Below are 15,326 nucleotides of genomic sequence, written 5' to 3' on the forward strand. Positions count from 1 at the left end.
GCCATCGCCGGCGCTCCCCTACCAGGCTTGACACCCGGGTCACCACCGCCGGCCCCGACGCCTCAACACCCGCCGACGAATCCACGCTCGGCCCCCGGGCACGCGCGGTTGGAGCCGACTCCGGCGGCCCCCCACGCCCGGACGGAACCGACCCCGACGACCGCGCGCACCCGGACGGAACCCACACCCAACGCCGCACACCCGCGGACGGAACCCACACCCAACGCCCCGCATGCCCGGACGCAACCACCTCCGGCCACCTGGATGGCGTCGGATCCGGCCTCCCGTCACGGGCGGGGAGAACCGCGTCCGTCCGTCCGGCATGCGCCGGAGGCGGTCATGGTGCCGCATCCGCCGGCGGCGCGGCGCAGGCGGATGAGCCGCGCGGTGGTGGGCACGGCGCTGACGGCCGTGGCGGCCGGGGTCGCCTCGTGGGCCCTCCCGTGGCAGGACGTGCGGGCGTGGGTGTGGCTGGTCCCGGCCGCGGTGCTGGTGGCGGGGCTGTGGGCGGCCGTGACGAGCGCGGCGAGCCTCGGTCACGCGCTGGGCGTCCGTCACCTCGTGACCCGCCGCGGCGCCGTGGTTCGCCGTACGGTGGCGCTCGAGCGCCGGGGCATCTCCGGATGGACGTTCACGGAGTCGTACTTCCAGCGCCGTTCCGGCCTGCTGACCGTCAGCGCGACGACGGCGGCCGGGCGCGGCCACTACGAGGTGGTGGACGTGGGCCGCGGCGACGGCCTCGACCTGGCCGCGCGGGCGGTCCCCGGGCTGCTCGACCCGTTCGTGGTCCGCCCGGAGCGCTGAGCCGCTCCTGGTCCGCCCGGAGCGCTGAGCCAGGCGAGACAGCCCCGGCAGCACTGAGCCGCGTGATCCCCCTCTGCTTGCCCATGCCCCTGTACTGGACAAACCCGATCGCGCGGCTCAGATACTTACGGACATAACCGTATTTGCGGCACTTGCAGAGCGGTTGCAGCTCCATTAACGTGACGCCACTCACAGTCCCGGCAGCCGATCCACGCCCTGGACTGGCCGTCCGAGCCCACGTCGACATCTCAGAGAACCGGCCGGGCACGTTCATTCGTGGCTACGTCCGCGCTCTCACAGGCGACAGCGAGTACCTGATGAAGGCCTTCTCCCCCACGGCCTCATCGCCGTGCTCGGATGTGTAATCCGAACGAGGAGATCCATCAACGTGACGCAGAGGCATGGAAAGCACCCTTCGCAGCCGACGGACTCCCCCAGGGCGGACTCGCCAGTCTCACGCGTGGGTCCCCGCGAACGCGGCGGTGAGCTTGTCCGTGGTGGTGATGGCGTGGGCGAAGGTGGGGCCGTTCAGCTCGTGCGCGGCGCGCATCATCTCGGGGAGGAACGCCGCGGTGGCGTCACGCACCAGCGTGACGTGGTAGCCGAGCTCCATGGCGAATCGGCCGGTGGACTCGATGCAGGTGTTGGCGAGCAGGCCGATGAGCACGACATGGCTGATGCCGTGCTGCTTGAGCTGGAAGTCCAGGTCGGTGTTGGCGAACCCGCTCTGTGCCCAGTGCTCCCGGGCCACGATGTCGCCGGGCTGCGGCTGAAAGTCGGGGTGGAACTCCCCACCCCACGTCCCGCGGGCGAAACTGTGCCGGTCCATGATGGCGCGCTGGGTGGGGTTGGGGTGATCCCATGTCTCGTAGTCGCCAGGCTCCCAGCGACGGTGCGGAACGATCATCACACGCATGCTCGCCTCTCGGGCGGATGCGATCAGGGAGCGCAGGTGGTCCAGCAGTCCGACCTGCTCCGCTACGGGCTGCACGCGCGGCCAGATCTTGCCGCCCTCTGACAGGAAGTCGTTGTAGGGGTCGACCAGAAGCACGGCCGTGTGGCGGGGGTCATACGCCTGTGACATGGCTTCTGCTCCTTGCCGCAAATGATGGAAAATACCCAAACAAGAATTGTTCTCATCATTTAAAGAGTCAAGAAGAGCCAGGTCAAATGCTCTTTTGTGCGCATGTGGATGATGCATGTCATCCACATGCACGATAATTCCACTGCGCCGCCCCCAGAAAAAAGCAGGGCCGACATGGGCCACTCGCGGGCGGACAAAGCGGCGACCCGCGAACGGGGGATCGCCTCCCGCAAGATCCACGTAGAGGGCGCCGTCCCGCCATCGCGGATCCAGTAGCTCAAACAGGTCCATGAGAAGCAGGTCCGCGCGTACCCGGAACCGATCGTCAGAGGCCGGGCGGCGCGCCGACCGGCTCCGACAGCGCGGCCTTGGCGGCGCGGCTCTGCTCGTCGGCCAGGACCTCGAACCGGTCACGGATCAGAGCGTCCATGGTCAGCTCGGCCACGACGCCGGGGCTGATCTTCGGCGCATCGGTCCAGGCGCTGAGATCCGTGTCCACGAAACCCGCATGCACCCCGACCACCAGTGTTCCCTGCCCGCGCAGCGCCTTGCGCAGGGCGTCCGTCAGCGACCACTGCGCGGCCTTCGAAGCCACATACCCGGGGAACTCCGGCTGACCGACCCAGGACGCCACCGACAGCATGTTGACCAGGGCTCCCCCGCCGTTGCGGGCCAGGACGGGAGCGAAGGCCCGAGACACCGCCCAGGTGCCGAAATAGTTGACCTCCATCGCCTGGCGAGCACCGTCGAAAGGACCCTGCATCAGCTTGGTGCTCGCACTGCCGACCCCCGCGTTGTTGATCACAATGGAGACGTCGCCGGCGGTGGCCGCGGCCGCCGCGACGCTCTCCTCGTCGGTGACGTCCAGACGTACAGGAACGACGTCGGCATCCGGCACGCTCGCCGGGTCACGGACGCCGACGTAGACCTTCGCCGCGCCGTGATTGACGAGTGTGCGGGCGAACGCGCGGCCGATACCGCGATTTCCGCCCGTCACCAGGGCGACTGATCCCTTGATCTCCATAGTTCTTCCTCATCGTGCGCGTGTCATGCCCCGAATGTCGGCCGGAGCGGCAAGCCATGCGGGCCGGCTCGGGCACGCCCGAGCCGTTGGCTCGGCATCGATGCCCGGGAGTCCACCCTACCCCCTGAGTTTAGATTCACAACTCAGGCCTGGATGCCATCGCTCCACCACCCGGGGACGTGCCCGCCGCGCGCGCAGCACCTCGCGCCCGCGCGGCGACTCCGGGAAACGTTCCAGCATGGCGCGCAGCTCGGCGGCGCCGACGTTCGCGCCGAAAGGCTCCGTCCCCGGCTCCAGGCGGACGCCCTCGGCGAGCGGGCCCGCGATCACCGGGTCGAAGCCGAGCGCGTCCACGATCGAGGCGACGACCTCGACGTCGGCCGGATCATCGCCGGCGACGGCGATCGCGCTGCGGCCGGCGGCGCCGGCGGGACGGGCGCCGTCTTCGAGGTCGTGGTAGCCCAGGTGATTGAAGGCCTTGACGACCCGGGCTCCGGAAAGGAACGCCTGGACGATCTCGCTGGAGGACGTACGCGGGTCGGTGAGGTCGTCGCGCACCCCGTCGATCTCCCACCAGTAGTTCATCGCGTCGACCACCAGCTTGCCCCGCAGCGCCCCGGCGGGGGCGTCGCGATGCTTACCGAGTGGCAGGGCGAGCACCGCGACGTCCGCCTCGGACGCGGCCCGCGCCGCGGTCACCGCCGTCGCGCCGGGCGTGACGACCTCGACGATCAACGAGATCCGCGCGGCCTCGCCGGAGCCCGCGATCAGGACGCGGTAGCCGGCCGCGACCGCGAGGCGGGCCAGGACGGTGCCGACCTTGCCGGCGCCGAGGATGCCGATGGTGCGAACGTCGCCGGGTTTCATGGTCGCTCCACGTCGCTGCCGGGTGGCGTCATCGTCCTGCCCGGAGGGGAAGTCGCTCATCTGGGGTTTCTTCCTCGAGGTGTGATGAGGGACCGGGCGTCAGGAGCCGACCGTGTCCGAGGCGAGCAGCTCGCGTACGCGCGGGGCGACCTCGCGGCCGAGCAGTTCGATCGTGCGGGCACGGGCGTCGCGAGGAAGGTGCATGATGTCGTACTTGAGATCGAAGCGGCTCAGGTGGAGGTCGCGGGCCATCCGGACGATCTTCCGGGCGACCGTCTCGGGCGATCCCACGAGGAGCGCGCCGTGCTCGAGCTCGGCTTCGTACCGCTCCCGGCTTGGCGCGTAGAAGCCGCGCTCGGCCGCCAGCGCCGCGGCGACGGGCTGCCAGTACGACCACCAGGTCTCGACGGCCTCCTCGTCGGTGTCCGCGACGAGGCCGAGCGAGTGCTGGCCGATCGGCAGCTCGGCATGGCCGAAGCGCTCGAGCACCTTGAGGTACAGCGCGACGTTCCTCGCGAAGCGCCCAGGCCGTCCGCCGATGACGGCCATCATGAGGGGCAGGCCGTGGCGGGCGGCGCGCACCACGGAGTCGGGGCTGCCGCCCACGCCGATCCAGGTGGGGATGCCTCCCGGCCGCATACGGGGGTGCAGCCGCTGCCCGGCGAGAGGCGATCTCACCGTCCCCGACCAGGTCACCCGCTCCTCGCGTTCGAGCCGCAGGAAGAGGTCGAGCTTCTCCTCGAACAGCCGCTCGTAGTCGGCCAGGTCGTAGCCGAACAGCGAGAACGACTCCGTCGCGGAGGCGCGGCCGAGCACGATCTGGGCGCGGCCGCCGGACACCGCGTCGAGGGTGGAGAACTCGTGGTACAGCCGGACCGGGTCGTTCGTGCTCAGCACGGTCACCGACGTGCCGAGCCTGATGCGCCGCGTGGCGGTGGCGATCGCGGCGAGGAGCACCGGGGTGGCGGAGTCGTTGTGCCCGTCCCGGTAGTGCTCGCCGACGCTGAAGACGTCCAGCCCCACCGCCTCGGCGAGCCGGGCCTCCTCCACGAGCAGGCGCACGGTCTCGGCGTCGCTGAGCACGCGCCCGCCGTCCGTCGCGACCTCTCCGAACGAGTTGAGTCCCAGCTCGAATGGTGGGTGTTCGATCCTGCCGACGCTCATGGTTCCTCCTGCTCTGTGGCGCTCCGAAGTGATCGACGCCGCCGCCGACGCCGACATGGGCGGTGCGGGGATATGCCGGTGCACCGGATGTCCGCGGGCGGGTGGTCGCCGTGCCGGCCGGGGCGTGTGCGGAAAGACCCCGGCCGGCACGGGGTTCAGGCGGCCTGGCGGAGCGGAGCCAGGGCTCGGCTCCAGGCGACCACCTCATCGAGCATGGTCGTGAGGGCGGCCACCTGGCGCTCGCCGGCCGCGAGCTTGCTGAAGTCCTGGAAGTCGGTGAACAGTGACAGGGCCACGTTGGTGCGCACGGCGGCGAGCTTGAGCTCGCCGCCGATCAGCCGCAGATGCTCCGCCGCCCGGGCACCACCGACGCTCCCGTAGGACACGATGCCGAAGGCCTTGTGGTTCCACTCGGCGAACAGGTAGTCGATGGCGTTCTTCAGCACACCCGAGGTGGAGTGGTTGTACTCGGGCGTCACCATGACGAAGCCGTCGTAGGAGCCGATCTTGGCGGACCACGCCTTGGTGTGCTCGTTCTGGTACTGGCCGTAGGTCGGCGGCATGGGCTCGTCCAGGTGCGGGAGCGGGTAGTCCAGCAGGTCCACGAGCTCGAAGGCGGCGTCCGTGCGCCGGGAGGCGTGCTCCAGCACCCAGTGCGCCACCTGTTCGCCGTTGCGACCGGGGCGAGTGCTGCCGAGGATGATGCCGATGCGAATCATTGCGGTCCTTTCACAGGGATGTGTTCATGGCAGTGATGACCCGTGATGTGGGGTCGCCAAGGAAGCCCTGGGGCAGTCCAGGGCGAGGGCGTGGAGCATCACGCGGGGAGCTGCGCGGGCACGACGCCGCCACCGTGGGACGGCGGCGGCCGGCTCGCGCATCCGCGGTGAGCGCCTGAAGTCGCCGGTTCAGGGAGAGACCCGATCGCCCCGGGTGTTCGAGGCGGTTCAGGCGGGACGTCGCGCGGTTCCTCATTCGCCCTGAGGGCACGGCCGGCCGGAACTTCGGGTCACCTGCCCGGTCGGCAGGTCATCGCTGAACCGTCGATCGGCTCAGGGGGCGGGCGAAAGCATGGCGATCATCTCCCGTACGTGCGCCGACGGTCCGAGCAGGGCTCGCCGTCGACCTCAGTGGCTTCCGAGTACTGAGTACACGCCGCTGATCGGTAACTTCAACTGAACCGTGGTCACATCCGGTGAACCGGCCAGGGCTCAGTCGAGATCGTCGGTGTCGTGACCGGCCGCCTTGTCGAAGGCCCGGCGGTTGGCGCGGATCGTGTCCTGGTTGTCGGCCGTCCACCGGGCGAGCGCCAGGACGGGCTCGGACAGGGTGCGTCCGAACGGGGTGACCTCGTACTCGACCCGAGGCGGGATCTCCGGATAGACCACCCGCTTGACGAACCCGTCACGCTCCAGGCCGCGCAGCGTCAACGTCAGCATGCGGCGGGAGATGCCGGGCGCCGTCCGCAGCAGCTCGGTGAAGCGCATCGGCACCTCGCCGAGCAGACCGATGAGGATCAGGCTCCACTTGTCACCGACCCGGTCCAGTACGGACCGGAGAACATCCGGGTCGTGCTCGAGGCACGTCCTGTCCAACGAACGCAGCACCCTGTCCGCCTCGGCCTGGTGCGACATGGGGCCTCCGCTTCCTCCGTCACCTGAAGGTGACCAGGTCACGTTGCTGTTACCGGTTATCGAAGAGTACATCAGTGACCAAAAGTAACTCCTGGAGGAGCCCCGCCATGACCGCGCCCGACACCCAGGCCGGGGGCATCCACCGGGACGGTGCAGCACGGCACGATCAGGAGAGGTGACGTACCATGCAGGATCTTCCTGTGCCGGTCCCCGGAGACCCGGCACACGTCGGCGGCTACCACGTGGTGAGACAGCTGGGCCAAGGCGGCCAGGGCGCGGTCTTCCTCGGCGAGTCGCCCGGTGGGCGGCAGGTGGCGATCAAGATGCTGCACCCGTGCTTCGCGGCCGACTCCCCCGTCAGGGAACGGTTCCGCCGCGAGGCGGAGATCGCACAGCGGTTGGCGGCCTTCTCCACGGCCCGCGTGCTGGAGACCGGCTTCACCGGGATGCGTCCGTACATCATCAGCGAATACGTTCCGGGACCGTCGTTGGAGGCGCTGGTCAAGGAGGCCGGGCCGCGGAGCGGCAGCGGGCTGGAGCGGCTGGCGGTCACCACGCTGACCGCTCTGACCTCGATCCACGCGGCCGGGATCGTGCACCGCGACGTCAAGCCGAGCAACGTGATCATGGGCCCGGAGGGGCCCGTGGTGATCGACTTCGGGATCGCGTTCGCGCTGGACGCCGCCACCGGCTCCACCGAGCCGGCGGGCACGCCGGCGTACATGGCGCCGGAGCAGCTCGACGACCAGCCGCTCACCCCCGCCTCCGACATGTTCTCGTGGGCGGGCACGATGGTCTTCGCGGCGACCGGCCGACCGGCCTTCGCGGGCGGTACCGTGCCGGCGACGCTCAACGCCGTCCTGCACGCCGAGCCCGACCTGTCCGGCCTGCCCGACGCGCTGCGCCGGCTGGTGGCGGCCTGCCTGGCCAAGAATCCGGCGGTCCGTCCAGCGGCCGTGGACGCGCTGTGCGATCTCGTCGGCGGGGACCACCGGCCGTCACCCACCGTCAGCGCCACCGCGCCCGCGCGCGAGGCCCAGCCTGCCGGCCGGCACCGGCATCACGCTACCGCGCCCGCCCGCGACCCTGGGCGGGGCCGGGCGAAGGGCAGGCATGCGGCACCGCCGGCTTTCGCGACCACGGCGCTCAGCTCTCCCACGTCCTGGAGGGCCGATCGCCGGTGTCGGGTTCGTGGCCGCCGGCGCGGTTGTGGCCGCGACGGCCGGCACGCTGCTGTTCTCATCAGTGTTCGGCAGCCCGGCGGACGCGCGGGATCGCTGGACGCGTGGTTCCGCCACGCCGCTGACCTGCGTGACCGGCGGTCCTGCCACTCATCCGCGCCGGCGGGCCCCGGCGGCCCCTGACCGTGCCTCGGCCGGCGCGCCGAGGAGACCGGCTGCCCGGGTGACCTGGCGCCGTGGGCTCCATGAGGCCGTGGGGCGCGATGCCCGCCCTTCCGACCCCCGGAACGAATCCGATCTCAGCACGGGAGCTGTTGCCCGCCCGGTGAACGCCCGGTGCCCGTCAGGCGCCCTCACCGGGGGGATCGCCGGTCAGCTTGGCGACGTGACCGCCGCGGTCAACTCGGTGATGTCGTCATCGGTCAGCTGCAGGCCTGCGGCGGCCACGTTCTGCTCCAGATGCTCGACCGACGAGGTGCCGGGAATGGGCAACATGACCGGGGAGCGGTGGAGCAGCCACGCGAGCGCGAGTTGTGACGGCGTGGCCGACAGCCGGGAGGCGATGGCTTCGAGCGGTCCACCGGACTTCACCAGGTCGCCGGTGGCCAGCGGAAACCACGGGATGAAGGCGATGTGGTGGCCTTCGCAGTAGTCGAGCACGTTCTCGGCCGTGCGGTCGGCCAGGTTGTACAGGTTCTGCACGGAAGCGATCGGCGCGATGGCGCGGGCCTGTTCGATCTGGTCGACGCTCACCTCCGACAGGCCGATGTGCGCGATCTTCCCTTCGTCCTTCAGCGCTTCGAGCTCGCCGACCTGGTCTTCGAGGGGCACTTCTGGATCGACGCGGTGCAACTGGAACAGCGCGATCCGGTCGACTCCGAGGATGCGCAGGCTCATCTCGCACTGCTGGCGCAGGTAGGCCGGCCTGCCGAGCGGTGTCCACCTGTCGGGGCCCTGCCGGGTGAACCCCGCCTTGGTGGCGATGACGATGTCCTCCTCGTACGGGGCGAGAGCGCGCCGTAGCAGCGGCTCGGCGACCAACGGGCCGTAGGAGTCGGCGGTGTCGAAGAGAGTCACACCGAGTTCCACCGCCCGGCGCAGCACCCGCACAGCCGCGTCCGGATCGGCGGGCGGCCCCCACACGCCGGGGCCGGTCAGCTGCATGGTTCCGTAGCCGAGGCGGTTGACGGGGAGAGCATCGTCGATGACGAATCGGCCGGACGCGTCGGCCCTCACAGAAGTCATCACGGGTTCCTTTCTCTGCTTGCCGGGCAAGGCCGGGCGTGCGGGTGACGGAGGACCGGGGTCCACCGGCCGGGGTGTCGCCGCGGCCGACCAGGGCCCGCGTCACCGGCGTATCCGGCCGGCCGGCGCGACCCTGCCGCACACGTCGGCGCAGGCGCGGGTGACCAGGCACGACCGCGCCTGCCCGGTTGCCCTGCGCCCTACCTCAACATCCGGCAAAGCCGTGCCGCCGAGAACGCCGGGCGTTCAGCGACCGGGACAGGGCGGCCCTGGCATGGGCGGCCTGCTCGTCGACGAGCGCCTCGCCCCATGGCCGGATTGCCCGTCCCGCGCTCGAGCGCGTCGGTGAGCCCTTGACGGGTGACGGTCGGGGGCCGGGCGGCGCCACGCCGCCCCGTGCAGCTCGCCGGGAACGCACCGGCCTCAGGGGCGAACGTCGAGAAGGACGTCCGCACCGGCCACCTCACGGCCGGCGCTGTCGACGAACGCGACCCGCACCGGCTCGCCGGTGGAGCGCGCCCTGCGCAGGGCGGAGGGCCCGACCGGTCGGGCGCGGTGGACGTCGCCCCACTGCTGCAAGGCGCCCAGAACCAGCTGCAAGTCCGCGCCGGCCTTGGTGAGGTGATAGCTCTCCCGTTGCCTGCTGCCCGGCTCCCGGTAGCTGAGGGTCCGCAGCACGCCGGCATCGACAAGGGTCTTCAGCCGAGCGCTCAAGAGATTGGGAGCGACGCCCAGGGCATCCCTGATCTCCGCGAACTTGTGCCTCCCCTGGAAGATCTCGCGCAGGATCAGGAACGTCCATCGCTCCCCCAGGACCTGCAGGCTCCGTTCGATCGAGCAGGCCGGCTCGTCCGCCGGGGATGAGCCCTTCTGATGGACGGCCATCATGCCCCCTTCAACCGATGAATATTGTTAATGTACTCAGACGTCCGGCGGGAGCACACCGCCGCCTCTGCGACGACGCTGACGGCCGGCTCCGCATCAGAACCCGCAGCACTCCGGCGGCCTGGAAGCGCCCAGCACCCACCTGCCTGGGCGCAGGTCCACTGGCGATGGCGCCGCACCGCCGGGGCGGCCACGAGGTCTGCGGGCATGTCCCAGCAGGACATGCCGGGTGCCTTCAGCTTTGCCTCGACGGGTACGCGAGGCCACCATGCCGCGGCCACCGCCCGTCCCGAACACCGCGATCGCCCTCACCGCTTCGGGGCCCATCGTGACCGTGGTCGGCGCTGCCCCTGCCGGCCGGCCTGTTGGTCGCCGTGGCGGTGTCGAAGCCGCTGTCGCGGGGGTCCGCGTCGACGGCCTGTGCGTTCAGCTGCCGGTCGGTTGCGCGTTCAGCACTCTCTGGTACGCCGACGCCAGGCTGTGCGCCCCCGCCAATGCCTCCTTCTCGGTCATGAGCTCGACCTTGGGCGAGTCGGTCGTCTCTCCCTCGGGCCGCTGCTGGCCGCTGTAGTCGATCTGGACGACCACCGCACCCTTGCGCATGACCACGCTGCCGCTGGAGGCGGAGACCTCTCCCTGCCTGATCTGCGTGAACTGCCGGTACGCCTGGTCGCCCAGCCCGTCGACCTCGGTCAGCTTGCCCCAGACGATGCGGCCGATCGAGGACTCGGCGGTGTTCTTGGCACTGCCGAACTGACTGGTGTAGAACGCCTTGGCCGCGGGCTCGTCGATCGCGCCCGCCCGGTTGGTGAACCGGTGCACGGTGATCAGCGCGCTGCGGATCTTCGTGATGCCGGGGCCGCCGGAAAGCTCCCGGTTGAGCCAGCGGCACTCGGTCTGGTTGTCGTTCCCGACGGCGGTGCCGCGCGCCCGGGTGGTGGCCTCGGGCACGAGCCGGATGGCCGTCTCCGACATGGCCGCGCATTCGGCGGGGAACGACGCCAGCACGGTCGGCGACGGCGTCGCCCGAGGGGTCGGCGAGGTGGTCGCGCTCGGCGTGGCCTCCGGCTTGGCCAGCACGTTCGGGTTGCGCGCCTGCCAGTCGGCCGCACCCTTGGCGAAGTGCTTCACCAGGCCGCTCACCTCGCGGATCGCGTTGGCCTCGGTGATCGCCTGGGTGGTCTCGTTGGACAGGATCTCGGCGTCCTTGCGCTGCTGTCCCGCCTGGAACTTGACCTCCATCGTCATGTCGCCCACCCGTGCGTACGCCGTGCCGAAGGCGTACCAGAGCATGTCGTCGCGGCGCCAGGTGTACTGGGCGAACGCTCCGTCGCCGACGCCCGGGATGTCCTTGACCTGGGAGATCTGCTCCTTCTCCTCGGGGTCGAGCGACGGCTTGGCCGTCGCGCCGTACCGGGCGCTGCCGTAGTCGATCTCGTACGAGTTCTGCGCCATCGCCCGGCCGGTCTTGGCCCCGTCGCCCTTGTGCTGCGCGATCTTGACGTCGATCTCCCTGTCACGCCAGTACTCGCCGAACGAGATGCGGCGGTTCAGCCAGTTGCAGGAGAAGTCGACCGTGTTCTCGTTCTCGCGGGACGACCTCGATACGGTCGCGTCGGGCACCAGGCGGTCGGCCTCGTCCTTCGGCAGCATGGCGCACACGTCGGGCCCCGCCGCCGCGGTCGCCGCCGGCCGTGCGGGCGCGGGATCGCCGTCGGCGGACGGGGGCGAGTCGGAGGGGGCGTCGCCGCCGGACAGGAGATAAGCCCCCACGCCGGTGGCGGCGATCAGCACGACGAACAGCGCGGCCAGCGAAGGCAGCAGCCAGGTGGGCCGAGCCTTGAGGGCGTCCGTCTGCTCGCCCATGGACATGCGCAGCGTCGACGGCGGGTTCGGCGGCGCGTGGTGCTGGACGGGCGGCTGCCCGTACTGCGGCCCCTGGGGCGGGGGCGGCATGCCGGGCCCCATACCTGGCGGCCCGCCCGGCGGCATGCCGGGAGGCCCGCCCGGCGGCATGTTCTGCGGCCACCCAGGGGGGACGTTCTGCGGCCCGCTGGGCGGCACGTTCTGCGGCCCGCCCATGGGCATGCTCCACGGCCCGTGCGGCGGCATGCCCTGCGGCCCGCTCGGCGGCAGGTTGTGGGACCCGCCGGGCGGCATCTGCTGCGGCCCGCTCGGCGGCATGGTGTGGGGCATCTGCGGCGGCCCGCCAGGGGGCGTGTTCCCGGGGACGTTCGGCGGCGTTCTCGGCGGCGTTCTCGGCGGAGTGTTCTGCGGTACGTCCGGCGGCACGCGGGGCGGCATGTTCGGCGGCCCGAACGGCGCGCCCGGCCCCTGCGGAGGCGTGGTGGGCTGCTCGTACTCGCTACCGGGGTTCACGGGGACTCCTGAGGTTGCCGTGACGTCGGGGGGACATGCTAGTCAGAACCCTTGCAAAGTGCTTACAACGGTCATTTCGCCAGAGCCGCGAAGACCAGGCGCGCGGCGGCGATGGCCGTTTCCTCGTCCCCTTCGGCCTTGACGGGCACGTCCTCACGATGCCAGATCACTTCGCCCAGCAGATTACTCGTTCGGAAAAGCAGCGTGCTGTCTGCTTTGCCGGAATCAGTGGACGTCATATAGAACACGAAGCTGTTCTGAACGACCGCCGCGTCCCCGATGCCGGACACGTCCCGGAGAGCCCCGTACATCTGGCGCATCGCCGTGCCCTCGGCGGCGGAGCGGGTGCTGCGCTCGCTGGCGAAGCGGCGTTCGGCCACCTGGGGGCCGGCCAGCTCATTCGTGGGACGCTCGGCCCAGACCCGCACGATGACGCGGTTGTCCTGCCCCGTGCGGCGGGAGACGGCCCACTGGCACTCGCCCGTGCGAGTGGCGGACCGCCGCGGGGCGCCGTCCGTGACCTCAGCGACCTGGGCGTCGGTCAGCAGCCGGCACGGGTCGGGCGCGGTGGCGTAGCGGCCGGGCTCCTTCGTCCGCTCGCCCAGGGCGCCGGTGGCGTACCAGCCGCCCGCGCCCAGCGCCACGACGGCGGCGAGCACCGCCGGCAGCAGCCACCGGCGCCGGGCAGGGGTCCGCCGGGCGCGGGGCGCGGTGGCGGGGTCGGTCTGCCGGGTGAGCACCTGCCGGACCTGGGCCGCGGTGGGCCGGGTGGCGGGGTCCTTGGCGAGCATGGCCATCAGCAGGCCGCCCAGCTCGCGCCCCGCCCGCGACGGGAACGGCGGCTCGTGCAGCAGCACCGCCGCCGCCACCGCGGCGGGCAGCGCCCGCTCGAACGGCGCCTGCCCCTCCACCGCCGTGTAGAGGCTGGCGCCGAGCGACCACAGGTCGGCTGACGGGCCGGAGGGCTGCTCGTTGAGCCGCTCGGGCGCCATGTAGCCGGGTGAGCCGGCGCTGCCGTACCGGTCGCCCCGCCCGTTCATGGACGCGGCGATGCCGAAGTCGGTGAGCATGGCGGAGCCGTCGGCGTCGAGCAGGATGTTGCCCGGCTTGACGTCCTGGTGCAGGATGCCGTGCGCGTGGGCCACCTCCAGCGCCGACAGCACGCGTAACCCGATCGCGGCCACGAACGCGGGCGGGAGCGGCCCCTGATCCTTGATCACCTTGTCGAGGGAGCGCCCGGTGACGAGGTCCATGATGATCCACGGCTGGCCGCCCTCGAGGACGACGTCGTGCACGAGCACGATGCCCGGGTCACGCAGCCGCCCGGCCGACCTGGCCTCGTGGATGGCCCGGTCGGCGAACTCGGCGTGCTCGCGCGGGCTCATCTCCTCCGGCACGCGCACCTGCTTGACGGCGACCTGGCGGTCCAGGATCTCGTCGATGGCCCGCCACACCGTGCCGGCGCCGCCTTGGCCGAGCCGCTCGATCAGGCGGTAGCGGCCGGCCAGCAGATAGAGCTCACCCTGCATCGCGCAACGCCTGCTCGCTCGCCCGCGCGGCCCTCAGCGCCGCCTGCTTGACGTCCTCGTCGGTGGGCCGGTCGGCGAGCGTGGTGTACTCGATGTTCACCACGAGGTTGGCCACCCGGTAGAAGATGTGGGCGGAGTGCACCCGGCCCGTGGACCCCGTCAGCTCGTACGCGAACGCCTCCTCGCCGAGACCCTTGATGTCGCGGATCGGCGTGCGCTTGGCCTTCTGGCTCTTGGTCACGCCGATCTCGGGCCACGTCCAGTCGAGGTCGTCGTAGCGGCTCCAGTAGCGCTTCTGGTTCTCGAAGAGCGTGTGGGCCGTGACGGGGGTCATCGACCACGGGTCGACGGTGTCGGAGTCCTTCTGCACCTGCACGCCGATGCCGGTCTGGGCCATCGGCCACTCGCACGTGGGGCCGACCTCGTCGGAGCCGGGCTTCGCCTTGGGCGGGCTCTGCGTCTTCAAGATCCCGCGCACCTCCTCGGAGCTGATCAGCGTGCAGACGTCCATGGGCACCGTATAGGCCTCCGGCGTCCCGCCGCTCCCGCGCAGCAGGAGGAAGCCCCCCGCGGCCAGCACCACGGCCGCCGCCGTCGCCACCGCGACCCAGAGCACGGTACGGCCGCGCCGCCGGACGCGGCGCGGGGCGGTGGGGGCCTGGCTGTCCGGCAACGGCGGCAGCGGCCCGCCGGCGGCCACCTGCCGGAGCGCGTCGACGACCACGCGCGCCTCAGGACGGGCCGCCGGGTGGGGCGCCATCATGGCGGCGACCAGCGGACCGAGCGGCCCCGGCACGACCGGCACCGGCTGCGTCAGCGTGGCGCGCACCCGGTCGGCCGCCGAGCCCTCGAAGGCCGGGCGGCCGGCCAGCGCGACGTACAGCGTGGCGCCGAGCGACCACAGGTCGCCGGCCGGGCCGCCGGGCTGGCCCTCGAGCCGCTCGGGCGCGATGAACCCGGGCGACCCGATCATCATGCCCTGCTCGGTGATGGTGGCCTGGCCCTCCTGCCGCGCGATGCCGAAGTCGGTGAGGACGACCCGGCCGCTCTCGGTCAGGAACACGTTGGCCGGCTTGACGTCGCGGTGCTGCATGCCCTGCCGGTGGGCCTCGGTCAGCGCTTCCAGCACGTCGGCGCCGACCTTCGCGGCGTACGCGGGCGGCATGGGGCCGAACTCCCGCACGGTGTCGGCGAGCGTACGGCCCCGCAGCAACTCCATGACCAGCCACGGGCGGTCCTGCTCGACGACGACGTCGTGCAGCGCCACGATGCCGGGGTGGCGCAGCCGCGCGGTGGCCTGGGCCTCGCGCACGGCCCTGGTCACCGAGTCGGCCCGTTCCTTGGGCGCCATGCCCTCGGGCAGCGTGAGCTCCTTGACCGCGACGTCGCGATCGAGCATCTCGTCCCGTGCCAGCCACACCTTTCCCATGCCGCCCGCCCCGAGGGGGCGAATCAGGGAATAGCGGCCGGCCAGTCTTCCCGCCGACATAAAGGGAAGGGTAACTAAGGATCAAGAGGGGTGGTTACTCG

The 15,326-nt window shown here is 71.3% G+C and carries 13 protein-coding genes; 2 read left to right on the forward strand and 11 right to left on the reverse strand.

Annotated elements, in window-relative coordinates:
* The first annotated feature begins 339 nt into the window (after positions 1–339).
* Positions 340–804: a PH domain-containing protein gene (locus E1286_RS49420; RefSeq protein ID WP_223190383.1), complete on the forward strand. Its 465-nt coding sequence runs from the start codon at positions 340–342 to the stop codon at positions 802–804.
* 454 nt (positions 805–1,258) lie between these two features.
* On the opposite strand, the gene E1286_RS26095 is transcribed toward E1286_RS49420, so the two are convergent.
* The 6 genes from E1286_RS26095 to E1286_RS26120 form a co-directional block, all read right to left on the reverse strand.
* Positions 1,259–1,888: a cysteine hydrolase family protein gene (locus E1286_RS26095; protein WP_132616402.1), complete on the reverse strand. Its 630-nt coding sequence runs from the start codon at positions 1,886–1,888 to the stop codon at positions 1,259–1,261.
* A gap of 325 nt (positions 1,889–2,213) precedes the next feature.
* Positions 2,214–2,912, reverse strand: a complete 699-nt coding sequence (locus E1286_RS26100; RefSeq protein WP_132616404.1) for an SDR family oxidoreductase — start codon at positions 2,910–2,912, stop codon at positions 2,214–2,216.
* 117 nt (positions 2,913–3,029) lie between these two features.
* Positions 3,030–3,839, reverse strand: a complete 810-nt coding sequence (locus E1286_RS26105; protein WP_223190385.1) for an NADPH-dependent F420 reductase — start codon at positions 3,837–3,839, stop codon at positions 3,030–3,032.
* 39 nt (positions 3,840–3,878) lie between these two features.
* Positions 3,879–4,943 carry an LLM class flavin-dependent oxidoreductase gene (locus tag E1286_RS26110; RefSeq protein ID WP_132616406.1) on the reverse strand — a complete coding sequence of 355 codons (1,065 nt, stop codon included), beginning with the start codon at positions 4,941–4,943 and terminating at the stop codon, positions 3,879–3,881.
* Positions 4,944–5,098: 155 nt separating this feature from the next.
* The gene (locus tag E1286_RS26115; RefSeq protein ID WP_132616408.1) at positions 5,099–5,662 is read right to left on the reverse strand and encodes an NADPH-dependent FMN reductase; all 564 of its coding nucleotides are present in this window, start codon (positions 5,660–5,662) and stop codon (positions 5,099–5,101) included.
* A gap of 492 nt (positions 5,663–6,154) precedes the next feature.
* Positions 6,155–6,577: a winged helix-turn-helix transcriptional regulator gene (locus E1286_RS26120; protein ID WP_132616410.1), complete on the reverse strand. Its 423-nt coding sequence runs from the start codon at positions 6,575–6,577 to the stop codon at positions 6,155–6,157.
* Positions 6,578–6,762: 185 nt separating this feature from the next.
* Here E1286_RS26120 and E1286_RS26125 point away from each other — a divergent pair, with 185 nt between their 5' ends.
* Positions 6,763–7,941: a serine/threonine-protein kinase gene (locus E1286_RS26125; RefSeq protein WP_132616412.1), complete on the forward strand. Its 1,179-nt coding sequence runs from the start codon at positions 6,763–6,765 to the stop codon at positions 7,939–7,941.
* A gap of 189 nt (positions 7,942–8,130) precedes the next feature.
* On the opposite strand, the gene E1286_RS26130 is transcribed toward E1286_RS26125, so the two are convergent.
* The 5 genes from E1286_RS26130 to E1286_RS26150 form a co-directional block, all read right to left on the reverse strand.
* Positions 8,131–9,003: an aldo/keto reductase gene (locus E1286_RS26130; RefSeq protein WP_132616414.1), complete on the reverse strand. Its 873-nt coding sequence runs from the start codon at positions 9,001–9,003 to the stop codon at positions 8,131–8,133.
* Positions 9,004–9,426: 423 nt separating this feature from the next.
* A complete protein-coding gene (locus E1286_RS26135; RefSeq protein WP_223190387.1) occupies positions 9,427–9,891 on the reverse strand; it encodes a winged helix-turn-helix transcriptional regulator in 465 nt (154 codons plus the stop codon).
* A gap of 423 nt (positions 9,892–10,314) precedes the next feature.
* On the reverse strand, positions 10,315–12,267 hold the full coding sequence (locus tag E1286_RS26140; RefSeq protein ID WP_132616418.1) for a hypothetical protein: 1,953 nt from the start codon (positions 12,265–12,267) through the stop codon (positions 10,315–10,317).
* A 71-nt stretch (positions 12,268–12,338) separates the two neighbouring features.
* Complete coding sequence (locus tag E1286_RS26145) at positions 12,339–13,796, reverse strand: serine/threonine-protein kinase (protein ID WP_132616420.1); 1,458 nt, start codon at positions 13,794–13,796, stop codon at positions 12,339–12,341.
* Complete coding sequence (locus E1286_RS26150; protein WP_132616422.1) at positions 13,786–15,285, reverse strand: serine/threonine-protein kinase; 1,500 nt, start codon at positions 15,283–15,285, stop codon at positions 13,786–13,788. The genes E1286_RS26145 and E1286_RS26150 overlap by 11 nt, the downstream gene beginning before the upstream one ends.
* Between the last annotated feature and the right edge of the window lie 41 nt (positions 15,286–15,326).

The organism is Nonomuraea terrae (genome assembly GCF_004348995.1).
Taxonomy (GTDB): domain Bacteria; phylum Actinomycetota; class Actinomycetes; order Streptosporangiales; family Streptosporangiaceae; genus Nonomuraea; species Nonomuraea terrae.

Bases quoted from the DNA above. Each gene is read 5' to 3' on its own strand.
- E1286_RS49420 (WP_223190383.1), top strand. From the start codon at position 340: ATGGTGCCGCATCCGCCGGCGGCGCGGCGCAGGCGGATGAGCCGCGCG.
- E1286_RS26095 (WP_132616402.1), bottom strand. From the start codon at position 1,888: ATGTCACAGGCGTATGACCCCCGCCACACGGCCGTGCTTCTGGTCGAC.
- E1286_RS26100 (WP_132616404.1), bottom strand. From the start codon at position 2,912: ATGGAGATCAAGGGATCAGTCGCCCTGGTGACGGGCGGAAATCGCGGT.
- E1286_RS26105 (WP_223190385.1), bottom strand. From the start codon at position 3,839: ATGAGCGACTTCCCCTCCGGGCAGGACGATGACGCCACCCGGCAGCGA.
- E1286_RS26110 (WP_132616406.1), bottom strand. From the start codon at position 4,943: ATGAGCGTCGGCAGGATCGAACACCCACCATTCGAGCTGGGACTCAAC.
- E1286_RS26115 (WP_132616408.1), bottom strand. From the start codon at position 5,662: ATGATTCGCATCGGCATCATCCTCGGCAGCACTCGCCCCGGTCGCAAC.
- E1286_RS26120 (WP_132616410.1), bottom strand. From the start codon at position 6,577: ATGTCGCACCAGGCCGAGGCGGACAGGGTGCTGCGTTCGTTGGACAGG.
- E1286_RS26125 (WP_132616412.1), top strand. From the start codon at position 6,763: ATGCAGGATCTTCCTGTGCCGGTCCCCGGAGACCCGGCACACGTCGGC.
- E1286_RS26130 (WP_132616414.1), bottom strand. From the start codon at position 9,003: ATGACTTCTGTGAGGGCCGACGCGTCCGGCCGATTCGTCATCGACGAT.
- E1286_RS26135 (WP_223190387.1), bottom strand. From the start codon at position 9,891: ATGATGGCCGTCCATCAGAAGGGCTCATCCCCGGCGGACGAGCCGGCC.
- E1286_RS26145 (WP_132616420.1), bottom strand. From the start codon at position 13,796: ATGCAGGGTGAGCTCTATCTGCTGGCCGGCCGCTACCGCCTGATCGAG.
- E1286_RS26150 (WP_132616422.1), bottom strand. From the start codon at position 15,285: ATGTCGGCGGGAAGACTGGCCGGCCGCTATTCCCTGATTCGCCCCCTC.